This window comes from Nostoc sp. FACHB-133, from assembly GCF_014698055.1.
Taxonomy (GTDB): Bacteria; Cyanobacteriota; Cyanobacteriia; order Cyanobacteriales; family Nostocaceae; genus Nostoc.
Window position 1 is genome coordinate 246062 of sequence record NZ_JACJSH010000001.1, and the last position, 17609, is coordinate 263670.

The window sequence follows — 17609 nt, forward strand, 5'->3', positions numbered from 1 at the left end:
TGGGAATTGGGAATTGGGTATTGGGAATTGGGAATTGGGAAACCCACGGGTTTCAAGCGTGGGATTGTAACAAGGACACCGATTTAAGAGCGCTGCGCGTCTCGAAAAACATCTTTTTTCAAATGGGATTTTGACCCATAATTAAAGTTTCTATCACTATTCCCTGTTCCCAATTCCCAATTCCCAATAATAATTAACCGGATTTGCGATTACTCAAAAATTTAGTCAATGGAAATCTGTTGAGGCCCACTTGCTTTGCCATTATGTGCTTCTGTTGTGCTGCTAGTATAACTATTTGAGCCACCCTGTTGAGCCAGCCAGCTTTTAACAGGATCGTCTGCAAGATTGAGCCGAAGCACACCAGAGAATAACCCACCCACAAATGAGGCTGGATGCTGGATAAATTCTCTGAATATAGGTGACAATTCACTAATGAACATAAAAAGACTCCTGGCGGTGCCATCAAAAATTATTACTTCTTAATTGATCGTAACCTGTTGATTAGTATATGGTCGGCGGTAACGAAGTTGCGAACTTTTTGAGCTTCAATTCGAACAAAAAATTCCCAAATTCTTTAAGAATTCGGGAATTTGAGCTTGCGGCATTAATAAGGAGGGAGCAGGGAGTAGGTAGCAGAAGGGAAGGGGTATGAAGAAGAGACAAGGAAGAGGTGGGAGACGGAAAGACTTGTTTAATAATTCCCCCTTGTCCCCTTGTCCCCTTGTCCCCTTGTCCCCCTTGCCCCTCTGCTCCCTTCCCCTTTGCCTCCGGCCCCATGAATATCAAGCTACAGAGAATCTATAAACTGCTGTACTTTTTCCAAGAGTGGCTGGTGTTCGATTTGCTCTGCTAAATCTTGAGCGTTTTGGTAGCACGATCGCGCCATTTTTTTACGTTTCGTTGTGGCGTAAAGGGTTCCCATATTCAGCAAAGTTGAAATTTCTCCGAGATTGTCGCCCAGTTGTTGATAAATCACAATGGCTTGCTTGTAGAACTTCATTGCTTGGCGATGCTGTGCCAGGGTGCTGTAAGTAAAACCAATGTTGTGAAGAGTTGTTGCTTCACCAGAGCGATCGCTGATTGCCCGACGTGTCAAAAGAACTTGATAGTAGAGTAATAGCGCTTGTTTCGGTTTTCCTAAATCACTATAGATTGAAGCGATATTATTCAAAGTGGTTGCTTCACCAACCACATTCTTGACGGCTCGTTGAATTGGAAGTGCTGCTTCAAAAAATTCTAGCGCTTGCTCAAACTTGCCTAAGACATTGTAAGCAAACCCAATGCCATTGAGCGTTGTTGCCTCACCAGAAAAGTCACCTAACAATCGCCGCATCCTCAAAATTTGGTGTTGTAGCAACAGTGCCCGTTTCGGTTCTCCTAAGCGGGTATAAATTAGCGCTACATCATTAAGAGTAGAAACTTCACTTTGAGTATCTTGCGATCGCCTAAAGATTGGCAGTGCTTTGTCAAAATATTCTAAAGCTTGCGAAAAGCGTCCAAGACGGCTGTAGGTAGAACCCAGATTGCTAAGTGCAGTTGCTTCTGCTGGCGGGTTGCCAATTTCAATAGCAACCGAAAGCGCCTGATTAAAGCGCTCTAATGCTCTTTGAGGTTGCCAGCAACTGAGGTGAGCTAAACCGAGATCGTTTAATGTATGGCCTTCTCTGGCTCGATCTCGAATTGCTCTAGCCAAATGTAAATTTTTGGTTGCAAGATCGAGAGATTCTTGAAATTTACCGCGCTGGTAGTAGCGGTTTGCTTCATCACGACGTTGTTCCCACTCTTTGACTTGATTTAAAGGTTGCTTCATCTGACCTCAGTTGCTTTCTGCGATAAGTAGGCAGGAAATCTCTTGGGAGTAATCCCTCTTAGGTTTCCCAAATTTTAACCTTAATCTTCTATCTTTAGATATAAGACGTAAATAGAGAAGTATGATATTGTGCCATATTTATAGGAATATTTATGAAGCAATTAATACAAATACTCCAATAAGGGCGTAAATTTGTGCATCCCTAGTAAAAACCTATATTCCAAGTAATTGAAAGGCTGAGATTGCCGAATTTTGACAGAATTCAGCAATTTTGTTGTCAGATAAGCTAACGCGCCTACATATTGCAATATTTTCCGTGTAGACCGTCATTAGTCATTAGTCATTAGTCATTAGTCATTAGTCATTAGTGTTTACCAAGGACAATTGACAAAGGACAACCTCACCAGTTGATGTGCAATCTGATTTGCGTAACAGCTTATTAGCAGGCAATTCTAGAGTACAGGCAGTCTTACCAAGATGCCGCGACCAGAACAGGAGATCAGATTGAACTAGCAGTCTCCCTAGCAGCTTCTCGCAGCCGCTCTACATCGCGCATCGGTGGCGCACCGAAGAGCCGCTTGTACTCCCGGTTAAAATGCGAGGCATCGTCATAACCCACGCGGTAGGCAGCACTGGTAGCATCAAGCTTTTCCCCCAGCATCAGACGGCGAGCCTCTTGGAGCCGCAGTTGCTTTTGGTACTGCAAGGGACTCATGGCAGTGACAGACTTGAAGTGATGGTGGAAGCCCGATACACTCATTCCCAGCTCTCGTGCGATGCTTTCAATCTTGATCGGCTCGTTAAAGTCTTTACGAAGTCGCTCGACGGCTCTGGCGATGTGGTAGGTGTAGCCACCCAGAACTGCAATATGACGGAGCCGATTACCTTGTTCTCCCATCAGGAGTCGGTAAATGATTTCCCGCTTAATCAGTGGTGCGAGAACATGAGCTTCAGCAGGGGAATCTAGAAGCCTGACGAGTCGCACCACAGCGTCCAACAGATTTGCATTCAACGGACTTACATCAATAGCTTTCACATCAGCATGGTTGCGCGATGAGGGATACCCTGCCTCGACCATCACTGAGCCAACAAGGGTAGGGTCAAGATCAAGGCGAAGACTCAGGTACGGTTGCGCCTTTGAGGCTTCCAGAATTTGGCTGATAATTGGCAGTTCGACCGTAGCAAGCAGATAATGCATCGGATCGTACAGATAGCGATCGCTGCCCAGAAGAACTTCTTTGCTGCCCTGAGCGATCGCACAAAACGCAGGGATAGAGACACTATGAACGCATTCCGAAGGCGAGGAGGAGCGGTTGAAGTGCAATCCTTTCAGAGGCTCAATCGTCCCATCATGAGGAATCGCGTGTGCAATCCGCTCTTTCAGTTCGTCTCTGTTGGCTTGCGCTCTGTCTACCTCGCGCTTTTCTGCCTGCGGATCGTTCATTAAATAGCGATCGGTCTTTTCACTCGTTTTGGCAGCGTTCATTTCTAAGTTTGCAGAATTGTACAACGATCTTAGACGATCGTCCTATTGCTTATTCTTCAGGATTCTTAGAATGAAGCTAAAGCAATGGAAAATTATTTCGGCTTCTTATAAGTATTCTGGATTTTTATTTAATAGAAAACTCAGTTTTGATTGGGTAGGAGACTTGCCTCCTAGCCACCAAAATTGCATCAAGTGAAGGAATTAAGAAAATGGACATTAAAAGAAGTGGCTCACAGCCTTCTGCCAAAGGATCGGCTGATTATTTTACCGGCACTGTTTGCGTTGACCCCCTGTTCGAGGCACACGATCCAGCACGCACGTCTGGAGCCAGTGTCACGTTTGAGCCTGGCGCTCGGACAGCATGGCACACCCACCCATTGGGACAAACCCTGATCGTGACAGCTGGCTGTGGACTCGTACAATGCTGGGGCGGCGCGATCAAGGAAATTCGACCGGGGGACGCGATCTGGATCTCGCCGGGTGAGAAGCATTGGCACGGTGCTACAGCAACCACAGCGATGACGCACATCGCCATTCAGGAATGGCTCAATGGTAAGCCTGTGGACTGGCTGGAAAAGGTAAAGAATTAAAGGAAAAAAATCATGACAACGAACGAGAATGGAAACTACACAGGAAAAGTTGCGTTTGTAACCGGAGCAGCGAACGGCATCGGTCGAGCTACGGCGCTGGCATTTGCTCGTGAGGGCGCTAATGTAGTGGTCGCCGACGTGTCAGAACAGGGCAACCAAGAAACGGTTCGCACGATCGAAGAACTCGGCGGACGAGCGAGCGCCGTCAAGTGCGATGTGACGCGAACCGAGGACGTGAAGGCGGCTCTTTCCAAGACCATCGAGACCTTCGGGCGACTGGACTTTGCCTTCAACAACGCCGGTGTGGAGCAGAAAAATACAGCAACAGCGGAAATCGAAGAGGAAGAGTGGGATCGGATCGTAGACATCGACCTGCGCGGCGTTTTTCTGTGCATGAAGTATGAAATTCCACTGCTACTCAAGCAAGGCGGCGGCGCGATCGTAAACACATCATCGGGTGCCGGGGTCATAGGCATCAAGGGCGGAGCCGCATACACCGCCGCAAAACACGGCGTGATCGGACTCACCAAGTCGGCTGCTCTTGACTATGCCTCGCAGAACATCCGCGTCAACGCCGTTGCCCCCGGTTACATTGACACACCGATGATGGAGCGCTTCACTGGCGGCACTGCTGAAGGACGCAAGCAGGTAATTTCGGAGGAGCCGGTCGGACGGATGGGTCAGCCCGAAGAGATTGCCAATGCCGTTGTCTGGCTGTGTTCAGACGCGGCTGCCTTCATCGTCGGACACGCCTTGGTTGTCGATGGCGGTCAAACGGTGCAGTGATTGTTCGTCGCCGAAACTGACAACGCACCCGACGTTTACCAGCAACATCAAATTCATGAACTTCTACCCGTTCAACGACATTGAGACGATTTCACCTCGTCCCATACTGTTCATCACGGGTGACAATGCACATTCGAGAGAGTTCAGCGAAGATGCTTACAAACGCGCAGCCGAGCCAAAGGATCTCTACATCGTTCCCAATGCGGGACACGTCGATTTGTATGACCGAGTGAACTTGATCCGTAGGAAAAACTTACATCCTTTTTCAATCAGCATCTCAGTCGTTGACGCACTCCCCCGTTTAGAAAACCAATAAAAAGAGGAAGAAGATGATTAAAGACAAAGTTGTAATTATTACCGGCGCATCATCAGGAATTGGTGAAGCAAGTGCGAAATTGCTTGCCAGCAAAGGAGCTAAAGTCGTATTAGGTGCGCGACGCGAGCAGCAATTGAGACAACTGGTTGATGAAATTCAAAAAGCTGGCGGACAAGCAGTCTATCAAGTGATGGATGTGGTCAGCCCATCTGATAACGCCCAGATAGTCAAACTTGCCAAGGAAACATTTGGAAGCGTCGATGTTATTTTCTTGAACGCTGGTATCATGCCAACTTCTCCACTTTCTGCATTGAAAACTGATGAATGGAATCAAACGGTTGATATCAATATTAAGGGTGTGCTAAATGGTATCGCTGCTGTGTTGCCAACGTTTATTAGCCAAAAATCTGGGCATATTATCGCAACTTCATCGGTGGCTGGATTAAAAGCTTATCCAGGTGGTGCGGTGTATGGTGGGACGAAATGGTTTGTACGCAATTTCATGGAAGTTCTACGCATAGAATCTGCTCAAGAAGGGACTAACATTCGGACTGCAACCATTTATCCTGCTGCTATTAACACGGAGTTGTTAAGTCAGATTACTGACCCAGATGCGGCTGAAGCAATGACAAAGTTGTATGAACGATATGGCATCTCACCTGATCGAGTAGCCAATGTTGTGGCGTTTGCGATTGACCAGCCAGAAGACACAAACGTGAACGAATTTACGATTGGCCCAACCACGCAGCCTTGGTAAGGATAGTGCTGGCGGTTAAGACTGAGTGCGATCTCTGTCCGGTGGGACTACAACCTTTAACGCAAAAACAGGAATTCAAATAATGCAAAAACGAAAACTGGGAAACAGTAATCTGGAAGTTTCGACGATCGGGCTGGGCTGTATGGGAATGAGCTTTTCTTATGGCCCACCCAAAGACACGCAGGAGATGACCGCTCTTCTTCGGGCCGCCATCGATCGCGGCATTACATTTTTTGACACTGCCGAGGTCTACGGCCCGTTCACCAACGAAGAGCTTGTGGGTGAAGCTCTCGCTCCCTTCCGTGACCAAGTGGTCATCGCCACCAAATTCGGGTTCGACATCAGTCCGAATTCTGATCCCCGTGGCATGAAGGGTTCACCCGGACTGAATAGCCGACCCGAGCATATTAAGGAAGTCGTGGAGGGTTCGCTCAAGCGACTCAAGGTCGAAACAATCGACTTGCTCTATCAGCACCGGGTTGACCCGAACGTGCCGATCGAAGACGTTGCAGGGGCAGTGAAGGAACTGATTCAGGAGGGTAAAGTGAAACACTTTGGACTCTCTGAAGCAGGAGTGCAAACTATCCGTCGCGCGCACGCAGTTCAGCCGATCACTGCTCTCCAGAGCGAATACTCGCTGTGGACGAGGACTTCTGAGAAGGAAGTGATACCGACCCTTGAGGAACTCGGAATTGGCTTTGTCCCGTACAGCCCACTGGGCAAGGGCTTTCTCACGGGCAAGATCGACGAAAATGCCACATTCGACAGTTCCGACTTCCGCAGCACCCTGCCTCGCTTCACGCCGGAAGCGCTCAAGGCAAATCAGGCTCTGATTAATCTCCTTGGCAGCATTGCAAAACAGAAACAGGCGACACCTGCTCAAATTGCGATCGCCTGGCTGCTGGCGCAGAAGCCGTGGATTGTTCCGATCCCAGGCACCACGAAGCTGCATCGCTTGGACGAAAACATTGGGGCAGTCTCAGTTGAACTCATGCCCGACGATCTGCGTGACATCGATGATGCCGCCTCGAAGATCGCGGTGCAAGGCGCTCGGTACCCCGAAAAGCTGGAGCAAATGACCGATCGTTGAGCGGCAAAAAAATAGTAATACAAATGGTCAAGAGAATCATCTAGTAGTTCGCTTTCGTGATGAAAGCGGGGTAAAGGGTAAGGGTTAAGGGGGAAAGGTTTTAAATCCCTTACCCTTTCCCCTTTCCCCTTTCCCCAGACCTCACAAGCGGATTTTTGGGTTGGCAGACTACTAGCTGCCATTTTGAACAAGCTAGAGCATAATACGCTACATCTATGTCTGAGTAGGAATCTTGCGGTTTCTATCTCAGGCATGGTATCAGAGTCGCAGCACAAAGGCCACTTTAAATATGCGTATTTTTTTAGAAACATTAATATAATGCTCTTACTATGAGCATTTATCAATCTCTCAAAAAATCTTATACGCAACCTCGTCGGCGTGAAAATGACTGGCGGTTGTTTTTGCGTTTAGTGCCTTATGCCCGTCGTAACGGACAACTATTGGCGCTGTCGATGTGCCTACTCATACCCATCGCCCTAGCTAATGCTGTCCAACCTCTGTTGATTGGCCAAGTTATCTCCCTAATTCGCAATGAACCAAGCGCTTACGAATTTCTCAAGAATCGCCCCTTGTCCGAAGGGTTAAATATCCTGGAGGGATTGTTGTTTGTGGCGATCGCAATCCGATTGATTTTTACAGGCTACCAAGGTTATTTAGTACAGAAGCTAGGGCAACAAATCACCGCCGCAATTCGCCAAGATTTATTTCAGCACGTAACATCCCTAGCAGTACGCTTTTTTGACCGCACACCCGTAGGTAAATTAATCACCAGAATCACCAGCGATGTGGAAGTCTTAGGCGATGTCTTTTCCACTGGGGCAATTGGCATCGTGTCCAATTTGTTTTCCATGCTGGTGATTTTGGGTTTAATGTTTTCCATCGAATGGCAACTGACTTGCTTGCTGGTATTGATGCTGTTACCAGTTACTTGGTTAATTGTTTACATTCAGCAACAGTACCGCAAAGCCAACTACAAAGGGCGAGAAGAACTTTCTATATTGAACTCACAGCTACAAGAGAATGTCCTTGGCATTAACGTAGTGCAGTTATTCCGCAGGGAAAAATTTAATGCCGAACTGTTTCGTGCCACCAACAGCCGTTACACTCAGCAAATGGATCAAACCATCTTTTATGATTCATTTATTTCAGCAACCTTAGAATGGATTGGGCTGATTGCGATCGCAGCTGTTTTGTGTATGGGTGGTCGGTTACTGTTAGGAAAAAGTATAGCTTTTGGGACTTTATCGGCATTTGTCTTGTATGCCCAGCGATTATTTGATCCTTTAAGAGATTTTGCCGAAAAATTTACAGTAATTCAAGCTGGTTTTACTGCCATTGAACGCGTAGGCGATATATTAGATGAACCGATAGAAATCCGCGATCGCGCCAATGTGCGCTTCTCAATATTTGATGCTAAATTCGGCTACATAGACGAAATCGTTGCAAATCTAGAATCCCCAGATACGACTTCCCCACCTGAACTGGGAGAGATTTGCTTTGATCATGTCTGGTTTGCTTATAAAAATGATGATTACGTAATTAAAGACTTAGATTTTACCATTCGTCCTGGCGAAAAAGTGGCATTAGTTGGCCCCACCGGTGCGGGTAAAACTTCGATCATCCGGCTTTTATGCCGCCTCTATGAACCCACCAAAGGACGCATTCTCATCGATGGCGTGGATATTCGAGAAGTCCCACAGGCAGAACTGCGGCGCTACATGGCAGTAATTTTACAAGAAGGCTTTTTGTTTGCTGGCGATGTTAAAAGTAACATTTCTTTAGGAGATGGCTATACCATTGAACAGATTCAACAAGCAGCAGAGCAAACCAACATTGCCCAATTTATAGAAGAACTACCCCAGGGTTATGATACTCAACTTCGAGAACGGGGCACAAATATTTCTAGTGGTCAAAAGCAACTTTTAGCCTTTGCGCGGGCTGCTATTCGCGATCCTCAAATTTTGGTGTTAGATGAAGCTACCGCTAGTTTAGATGTTGGGACAGAAGCTTTAGTGCAAGAAGCATTAAACCAGCTATTGCTCAGACGTACCGCCATTATTATCGCTCACCGCCTGTCTACGATTCGCAATGTAGACCGGATTTTTGTTCTCAAGCGTGGCGAATTAATCGAACAGGGAAGTCACGATGAACTACTGGAACAGGGAGGGCTTTATGCAACTTTGCATAACTTGCAGATGTTGGGAAGCTAAAACAGGGGTATGAAAAAATTAAGATGAACTACAGAAATAAATTAAAAATTTTGCGGAATATGTAACAGCATTTGTGTTGACAATAAAGAAAAGCCTTCTTGTGACGTAGTTAATGAAACTGGATTTACAGAAGTTTTACCAAGCGTGCAACTTTAGCAAGACCTTGGCAGTAGAGAATACCGAGGATAGAAAGTACTATATTGATTTTTCCTCAGTGCGCGGTGGCAGGCTGATTGAGGAGTTGAAATATTATTTATTTTTACTCATAACTCCTAAAAAAAATTCCCACCCAGGTTAATACCTGGATGGGTAATATGAGTCGGGACAAAATAATTATCCCGAAAGAACTAGGGGAATTATTTACTCTCTGTAAAATCAGCGTCAATCACATCGTCGCCGCTACCAGAGCTAGAGGTGGAACCACCATCTTGAGGTTCAGCACCAGGTGCTGCACCAGCACCAGCTTGTTGATAGATGTTGCTACCAACAGCGAATAGGGCTTGTTGCAATTCTGGGGTGAGCTTCTTGATTTGCTCATCGTCTTCTTTGGCAACTGCTTCCCGCAGTTCTTTTACCAAACCTTCAACTTTAGTCTTGTCAGCAGCCGGAACTTTATCGCCCAATTCTTGTAACTGCTTTTCAGCTTGGTATGACAAGGAGTCGGCTTGGTTCTTGCGTTCAATCTTCTCACGCCGTTCTTTGTCAGATGAAGCGTTTTGTTCAGCTTCTCTTACCATCCGGTCAACGTCAGTTTTATCCAGGGTGGAAGCACCAGTTATGCTGATGGACTGTTCTTTGCCAGTACCTTTGTCCTTAGCGGTGACGTTAAGGATACCGTTAGCGTCAATATCGAACACCACTTCAATTTGAGGAACGCCACGTGGTGCAGGAGGAATACCATCAAGGCGGAAGGTTCCCAAACTCTTGTTATCGTTAGAAAATTCGCGTTCACCTTGAAGGACGTGAATTTCTACGTTGGTTTGACCATCCACTGCGGTGGAGAAGACTTCCGATTTCTTGGTGGGGATTGTTGTGTTGCGGGGGATAATTTTGGTCATCACGCCGCCCAATGTTTCCACACCCAAAGAAAGTGGTGATACATCTAACAGTAAGATGCCAGTGACTTCATTATTCAGTACACCTGCTTGAATCGCTGCACCAATTGCCACGACTTCATCAGGGTTAACGCTTTGGTTAGGGTCTTTACCCAATACCTGCTTCACAATCTGGTGGACTGCGGGAATACGGGTAGAACCACCAACTAACACCACTTCATCAATATCGCCTTTGCTTAACTTGGCATCGCGCAAAGCGTTTTCCACAGGAACACGGCAACGGTCGATTAAGTCAGAACAAAGTTCTTCAAAGGTGGCACGAGTCAGGGTTGTATCCAGGTGCTTAGGCCCATCCTGGGTAGCAGTGATAAATGGTAAATTGATTTCTGCTTGGGTAACGCTAGAAAGCTCAATTTTGGCTTTTTCTGCGGCTTCTGTCAGACGTTGTAAAGCTTGTTTGTCTTTGCGTAGTTCAATGCCTTCGGCTTTCTTGAACTTTTCAGCTAAGAAGTCAACTATTTTTTTATCAAAGTCGTCACCACCAAGGTGTGTATCCCCAGATGTGGCTAGTACTTCAAAAACTCCATCTCCTACTTCCAGCACGGATACGTCGAAGGTACCACCACCAAGGTCAAATACGAGAATGGTTTCGTTACTCTTCTTGTCAAACCCATAAGCTAGAGAGGCAGCAGTTGGCTCGTTGATAATCCGCAGAACTTCAATACCTGCAATTTTACCAGCGTCTTTTGTCGCTTGCCGTTGAGAGTCGTTAAAGTATGCGGGAACGGTGATTACAGCTTGGGTAACAGTTTCACCAAGGTATTTGCTGGCATCTTCAACTAGTTTGCGAAGAACTTTTGCAGAAATTTCTTCAGGAGCAAACGGTTTACCAGCTATCGGACAATCTAATTTGACATTGCCGTTGCTGCTGAGAACTTTGTAAGAAACTTCAGTTGCTTCGTTACTCACTTCGTCGTAGCGGCGACCGATAAAGCGTTTGACTGAGTAAAACGTATTTTCGGGGTTCATCACCGCTTGGCGTTTGGCGATTTGGCCAACCAAGTTGTCGCCATTTTTCGCAAATGCCACTACTGATGGGGTTGTCCGAAAACCTTCAGCATTAGCAATTACAGTAGGTTTACCACCTTCCATCACTGCCACGCAGGAGTTCGTTGTTCCTAAGTCAATTCCAACTACTTTTGCCATTTTAGGTGCTGGCTCCGTATAACTACAAATGAATGAATGAGAATATAAAGGACTAAATTTTGAACCAACAGGGTCAATAAATCAGCCAATTCAGCATGAATACCTTTGATTTGGCTTTCCTGGGGTTAAAACTCCAGACTATGCTGATATATATACTGAAGCTTAGTGGTAGCCAGTCCATGAAGGGTGGTTTCCCGAACCTTGCTTAGGACGGTTAAACTAACTAAATAGTTTTTTTAGTTGGTTCATGGATTGATTTGCCTTCACTCTGTCTAATGTATGAGAATTAATACTTTCAGTAATTAGGGTGAACCGTAACGTCCGAGTGGTGTTTGCCGTCTTTAGAGGTAATAAACTACAGAAGCACTGAGAATTGGGCATTGGGCATTGGGCATTGGGCATTGAATTAAATATTACTCAGCACTTACTCAAGTCTAGAGAAAAGAGTTTCCCAATCAATTACAGGTGGTCTTTGTCCCTGGTTGACTATTTCAAAAATTTTCTTGGAACTACTTGGCTGAAAAAGGCATTCTACGCAAGCGTTTGCTACATCAATCCGACTGGTATCACCCGAAAGTGTATCCCCAGTACCTATAACCACACCATATTTACCATCTGTTTTGGCCTTTAGCAGTGTGTTGAGGTCGTATGAAGTATAGGGCCCGTCAATCAAGCGTCCTGGGCGGATAATCGTGTAGGGCAATCCTGAATTAATAATGGACTCCTCACCTTTTTGTTTGGCATCCAACACGCCAAAAGCATTAAGAATACTAAAAGGAAACTGATCTTTACGGAGAATTCCACAAGAAGAGACGAAAACGAATCGCTGCAAATTCTGGGGTGCTGCTGTAACTAGGTTGCTGACACCTTGGGCGTCAACCTTGGCTGGACTATTCTTTGCTTTTGCTTCGCTAGATTTGGGGTTAAGGAAAGTTATTCCCCATTCAAGCAAGTTCGGGGGTTGGTCAAATTCCCATCGCGCAGAAGGAAAGGCAGTGGTTCCAGTACAACTGATGATGTGGGTGACATCTTGTGTTGCAGCTGGGAGTGTAGCTGGCTGGCGGATGTCACCAACGGCAATTTGCACTCTTTGGTTAAACATTTCTTCGGCTTTTGGGGCATTGCGTGTCAGAACGCGAACTTTCAAACCCTTTTCTAGGAGTTTGCCTACCACTAGTTGCCCGACTCCACCAGTAGCACCAGCAACTAGTACCAAATCTTGAGCGGAAGTTTCAAAAGAAGTCATAAATTGCCTTTGAGATAGTCTCTTTTTAATCTACTCAAATAAATGGGTTAGCGTACCCTGCGGGAAAGAAAGCTACGCGTAGCATCTCGCACAGAAGGTAGCGCCAAAATAGGCTCAGATTAAAAATTTGGCTAATAGCTGTTGATTCTGTAGGTTTCAGGCTGACAAATGGGAATTTTAAAATCAGGGCAAACTCCCCAAAAGTGAATTAGCGCAGTAGTCAGTACTTGAGGTTCCGAGCAAGGGATGAAAATTAGTCAGAAATTAATTTCGGGAATTCTAGGAATAGCTACTCTCTCAGTAATTACTGGTGCTATTAATGCTCATCAGCAATTGAAAATAGCTAAGTATATTGCTCAACAAGAGGCTGAGGAAGTTGCTGGACTAGTGGGATATTTCGTCAGTCATGAAGTTTATGAATACCACGAAATTGGATCGCGAGATCAGATGTTAGCCGAATTGCAAGAGCATGTTATCTCGCTACACAAGCAACGCCAGCGCGATCTAGAAATTGTAGACCGCAATAAAATCATTCTGGCAGATGTAGTTCCAGAAGACATTGGTACGCGATTAGATCACGATCGCAATAATGAAGTTGGTAAAACTATTCAAGATGGTATACCAAGAACATATATTGAGTTCAGTCCTGAGTACCCAAATGGGATTCGATTGATTGCTGTTCCTTTTAAGACTGGCAAGGGTGAAACCATTGGTGCAGTCATTCTCGAATATACACCGCTTTATAAAGCAGCACTAGTAACAGCCAAAAAAAATATTGTTGCCACGTCGGTCATCAGTTTGGTATGTGGCATCCTGGCACTATTAGTAGGCTATTTGATCTCTAGAAGCATTTCAAAACCAATTAAACAACTCCAGCAAGCTGTGATGAATCTGGCTGAAGGTAAGCTGGATACCAGAGTTAGTATTCGCTCTCAGGATGAGATTGGCGAGTTAGCCACCTCATTCAACAAAATGGCGGACGATCTGCAATATTCTAGAAATGAATTGGTCAACGCCAATGAACAATTACGAGACGAAATTACCGAACGCCAAGAAGCAGAAGCGGAACTTCAGCAAGCTCTGAAAGACCTGCAAAAAACCCAAATCCAATTAATTCAATCTGAAAAAATGTCAAGTCTGGGTCAACTAGTAGCGGGAGTTGCCCATGAAATCAACAATCCAGTTAACTTTATCTACGGCAACCTCGAATACACTGATGACTACACTCAACAGATGTTGCTGTTAATTAGGCTTTATCAAAAACACTACCCCTATCCAGAGCCAGAAATTCAAAATGCTAACCAACTGAACGAAATTGAGTACCTAATAGAAGACTTGCCTAAGATGTTAACCTCAATGAAAATGGGGGCTAAACGCATCCGGGAAATTGTTCTTAGTCTACGAATTTTCTCTCGCTTGGATGAAGCTGAGTTTAAAACGGCTGATTTGCATGAAGGAATCGACAGTACCCTGTTAATTTTGCAACATCGGCTCAAGGCACAAAATAATCGCCCTCAAATTGAGGTGGTCAAAGAGTATGGGGAAATGCCTAAAATTCAGTGTTTTGCAGGGCAAATGAATCAAGTATTTATGAACCTCTTGGCAAATGCAATCGATGCTTTAGAAGAGGCTTCCCAAAAAGAACTTTGTCCAAATCCCTTGATTCGTATTGCTTCGGAACAGGTAAATGAAAATGCTGTGATTCGGATTACTGATAATGGATGGGGAATCCCAAAAGAAATTCAGTCGCGTTTATTTGACCCTTTTTTCACCACAAAAGCAGTTGGTAAGGGGACTGGTATGGGATTATCGATCAGCTACCAGATAATTACTGAAAAGCATGGTGGATCTTTGGAATGTATTTCATCACCAGGACAGGGTGCAGAGTTTGTGATTGCAATCCCGATTAGAGCAGGGAAATTAGCACAATCATCAATCAGCGATCGCATAATAGGTTAAGTATGAGTGTTTCTCAGCCCATAACTGCGTAGGCATAGCCCGTCGTAGACATCGCCATGTAGGGGAAATTGCGCCCGAATTGTTCGGTTCTACCACTTTCAACAGTACACAAATGGTTATAACCTCGTAGGTAGTAGTGAAATGTCTACCTTAGACGCTGTTAGTCGCTCTTGAATTAAGGGGTGAAAGCCTGTGTACGAATGGATATTGCCAAGTCTGAGCGAAATCTTGGCCCAAAATCAATCAAGTGTGGCTGAATGTTCACCTGGTAAAGCAGAGCGGCAGTGGCGTGTCAGCCTCGCAGCAACTGAACATTTGCTATTAAATACTTTAGCAGCTAATTCAGTTGACACAACCCAAGGATTAGTTTTAGCTGCGCCTGCACCCTTATTTAGTCAGCCAAAACTGACTCAAAACTTACAAACAGTAACTTTCACAGCAAAACCATTTAATCCCTTGGCACTGATGCCATTTCAGATGCCAGATGCGATGCCTGGGTTGGGCAACGCCAACGCAACTATAAATGAAGAAATCGCTCCTCATGAATCGGTACTTCCTTTATTACCTGCCGATCCTCTGGGGACAGAGCAGTTTTGCTTAGTTTTTACAGATAAATTTAGATTAGTACTGGTTTTAGCAACCCACAAAAACGGTAAAAAAACCTTTTCATTTTCTTTTGAGCCAGAAGTAGTAGAACAAGCTTGGCGATCGCTAGGTGCGAGAGTAATGCTGGCTAATCCAGAATTTTTTGCCCGCCTGGATGTATTAGTACAACAATATTCTCCAGTAGCACCAGATTGCCGCATCATGATTCAGTTTAGTCAGTTGTTGCTTCAGGAATTAACGGAAGCAGAAGAGACTGGGGAAGAAGCAGGGGAGCCGGTGGTTACTGAGCGTAGCCGAAGTGGAGCAGGGAGCAGGGGGAAAAATACCAATTGCCAATTCCCAATTGCCAATTCCCAATCCCTAATCCCCAATCCCCAATCCCCAAATCCTGATGTCGAACTGCTCCAAGCCTTCGCTCACGAAGTCCGCACACCTTTAACAACTATTCGCACCATGACTCGTCTACTGCTGAAGCGGCGAGATTTAGATGCTAGTGTGATCAATCGCTTAAAAATTATCGATCATGAGTGTACTGAGCAAATTGATCGCATGGAGTTGCTGTTTAAGGCAGCTGAATTAGAAACTACTGCTTCTACAAAATCGGCAAAAACTCAACTCACACCCATGTCTTTAGATCAAGTGTTGCAGCAGAGTATTCCTCGATGGGAACAAGCAGCGCATCGCCGGAACTTAACTTTAAATGTTGTTTTACCCCAGCAACTACCAACTGTGGTAAGTAATCCCATGATGCTCGATCAGGTACTCACCGGTTTGATAGAGAATTTCACTCGCAGCTTACCTTCTGGTAGCCATATTCAAGTGCAAGTTATTCCGGCTGGAGATCAACTGAAGTTACAATTATCGCCCCAATTTGGGTGCAAAGATTCCAGTAAAGCCGCAACACCTGCAACGCCACCAATTCGCAAAGCTCTTGGTCAATTGCTGATGTTCCAACCAGAAACGGGTACGATTAGTTTGAATATCGCCGCAACCAAGCATTTATTTCAGGCGATCGGTGGGAAATTGATTGTGCGTCAGCGTCCACATTATGGGGAAGTTTTGACGATTTTCCTTCCCTTAGAAGTTAGCAATAAGCATAAATCTGGAGCTAAAACTTGGGAGTGAATATTCATCAACTATATTTTTTAAATTATAAATATTCGCTCTAAATTAACGTCAGTTAAAGAAATTTCTCCCTGCCTTGAACTTTCGTTCAAGTCTGTCCCTATCCGAGTTGGAGAGGGACAGATTTTACTTGGTAAAAACCAGGGAGAGGTCTTTCTGTTAGACTAATTTATCTCACATTAAATTAAACAATAATTAAATTTATCTGATACCAATTCTGTATGAAGATACGCTAAACCATATTAGGAGTGAAGTATAAGAAAAAAACGAACCGCAAAGGGCGCAAAGTACACAAAGAAAGAAAATTTAGCGCAGCCTCACAAAGAAATGGTATGACTTGCCATTTGTAAAAATAGATGCCAAAAATGGATATAAATTCTGTCTAAGAGGTTGTTTGAAAAGTATTTTGCTGTGACTTTAGGCACTTTGAGATACACCCTGCTTAAAAAGCTACGGTGTACACACAAGTCTTTTAAAGTTGTACTACAGCACTTGTATCCCCCCTAGTCTTAAAAAGGGGGGAATAGGAGTCAAAGTCCCCCTTAAAAAGGGGGACTTAGGAGGATCTAGAACTTTTAATACTGACAAGAGGACTTTTCAAACATTCTCTAACAGCCAAGTACACATTTGTGCAAAAACCAACAGGAGAATTATGGCACATTTTGAAATAATCGAAAAAGAAAGCTTACGTTTAGTCAAGGTCACTTTGCAAAACGAAACAGTACGAACTGAATCTGGTGCTATGTACTATATTCGTGGCAACGTTCAGATGCAATCTAAAGCCCCTTCAGCAGGTGGGTTTTTAAAATCCTTAGCCACGGGAGAAAACATTTTCCGTCCTACATATACAGGTACGGGTGAATTATATTTAGAGCCGTCTTTAGCGGGATATCACATTCTAGAATTAGATGGTAGTGAATGGATTTTAGATACTGGCGCTTATTGGGCTAGCGATGGCAGTATAGAAGTAGGAATTGAACGAAATAAATTTTTATCAGGCTTAGTTGGTGGCGAGGGTTTGTTTCAAACAAAAGTCAAAGGTAGGGGCAAAGTGGTAATGGTAGCACAAGGCCCTGTAGAAGTAATAAATTTACAAAATGACCGATTAGTTGTCGATGGAAATTTTGCGATCGCTCGCACAAATACCTTAAATTATCGCGTTGAAAAAGCTACCAAATCTCTTTTAGGTTCGATGACTTCTGGTGAATTTCTCGTCAATACTTTTGAGGGAACTGGGACTGTATTGCTTGCTCCTATACCTTACTGGAAAGTCATGATGATTCGACAAATTACCGCCGCGCTACCAAAAACTTCTAGCTAAGAATCAAAGGATTTTAGCTATTAGCCTCAGAATAGAATTCCAAAGC

At 44.8% G+C, this 17609-nt stretch carries 13 protein-coding genes and 1 pseudogene; 9 read left to right on the plus strand and 5 right to left on the minus strand.

The window, feature by feature from the left end; genetic code table 11:
• Positions 1–221 precede the first annotated feature (221 nt).
• The 3 genes from H6G86_RS01205 to H6G86_RS01215 form a co-directional block, all read right to left on the minus strand.
• On the minus strand, positions 222–440 hold the full coding sequence (locus tag H6G86_RS01205) for a ssl0294 family protein (protein ID WP_114084886.1): 219 nt from the start codon (positions 438–440) through the stop codon (positions 222–224).
• 347 nt (positions 441–787) lie between these two features.
• Positions 788–1810 (minus strand): tetratricopeptide repeat protein, encoded by a 1023-nt coding sequence (locus H6G86_RS01210; RefSeq protein ID WP_190932744.1) that lies wholly within the window; start codon positions 1808–1810, stop codon positions 788–790.
• Positions 1811–2309: 499 nt separating this feature from the next.
• Positions 2310–3296 (minus strand): AraC family transcriptional regulator, encoded by a 987-nt coding sequence (locus H6G86_RS01215; protein ID WP_190932745.1) that lies wholly within the window; start codon positions 3294–3296, stop codon positions 2310–2312.
• Positions 3297–3505: 209 nt separating this feature from the next.
• Between H6G86_RS01215 and H6G86_RS01220 the strand changes: the two genes are divergently transcribed.
• The 6 genes and pseudogenes from H6G86_RS01220 to H6G86_RS38475 all read left to right on the plus strand — a co-directional run.
• Positions 3506–3886 (plus strand): (R)-mandelonitrile lyase, encoded by a 381-nt coding sequence (locus H6G86_RS01220; protein ID WP_190932746.1) that lies wholly within the window; start codon positions 3506–3508, stop codon positions 3884–3886.
• 12 nt (positions 3887–3898) lie between these two features.
• Positions 3899–4672, plus strand: a complete 774-nt coding sequence (locus H6G86_RS01225) for an SDR family oxidoreductase (protein ID WP_190932747.1) — start codon at positions 3899–3901, stop codon at positions 4670–4672.
• Positions 4673–5001: 329 nt separating this feature from the next.
• On the plus strand, positions 5002–5745 hold the full coding sequence (locus H6G86_RS01230; RefSeq protein ID WP_190932748.1) for an SDR family oxidoreductase: 744 nt from the start codon (positions 5002–5004) through the stop codon (positions 5743–5745).
• An 82-nt stretch (positions 5746–5827) separates the two neighbouring features.
• A complete protein-coding gene (locus H6G86_RS01235) occupies positions 5828–6835 on the plus strand; it encodes an aldo/keto reductase (protein ID WP_190932749.1) in 1008 nt (335 codons plus the stop codon).
• 329 nt (positions 6836–7164) lie between these two features.
• Positions 7165–9045, plus strand: a complete 1881-nt coding sequence (locus H6G86_RS01240; RefSeq protein ID WP_190932750.1) for an ABC transporter ATP-binding protein — start codon at positions 7165–7167, stop codon at positions 9043–9045.
• Positions 9046–9157: 112 nt separating this feature from the next.
• Positions 9158–9289 (plus strand): annotated as a pseudogene (locus H6G86_RS38475) (ATP-binding protein); the annotation flags it as partial.
• Positions 9290–9401: 112 nt separating this feature from the next.
• Here H6G86_RS38475 and dnaK read toward each other — a convergent pair.
• Both dnaK and H6G86_RS01250 read right to left on the minus strand, forming a co-directional pair.
• Entirely contained in the window at positions 9402–11306 is a 1905-nt protein-coding gene (gene dnaK, locus H6G86_RS01245) for a molecular chaperone DnaK (RefSeq protein ID WP_114084881.1), read from the minus strand.
• A 424-nt stretch (positions 11307–11730) separates the two neighbouring features.
• Positions 11731–12552, minus strand: coding sequence for an SDR family oxidoreductase (locus H6G86_RS01250; RefSeq protein ID WP_190932751.1), 822 nt, complete (start codon positions 12550–12552; stop codon positions 11731–11733).
• Positions 12553–12798: 246 nt separating this feature from the next.
• Between H6G86_RS01250 and H6G86_RS01255 the strand changes: the two genes are divergently transcribed.
• From H6G86_RS01255 to H6G86_RS01265, 3 genes are all read left to right on the plus strand, one after another.
• Positions 12799–14511 (plus strand): sensor histidine kinase, encoded by a 1713-nt coding sequence (locus tag H6G86_RS01255; protein WP_190932752.1) that lies wholly within the window; start codon positions 12799–12801, stop codon positions 14509–14511.
• A gap of 192 nt (positions 14512–14703) precedes the next feature.
• Positions 14704–16242, plus strand: a complete 1539-nt coding sequence (locus tag H6G86_RS01260) for a sensor histidine kinase (RefSeq protein WP_190932753.1) — start codon at positions 14704–14706, stop codon at positions 16240–16242.
• Between the two features lie 652 nt (positions 16243–16894).
• Positions 16895–17563, plus strand: a complete 669-nt coding sequence (locus H6G86_RS01265; protein ID WP_190932754.1) for an AIM24 family protein — start codon at positions 16895–16897, stop codon at positions 17561–17563.
• Positions 17564–17609: the final 46 nt, after the last annotated feature.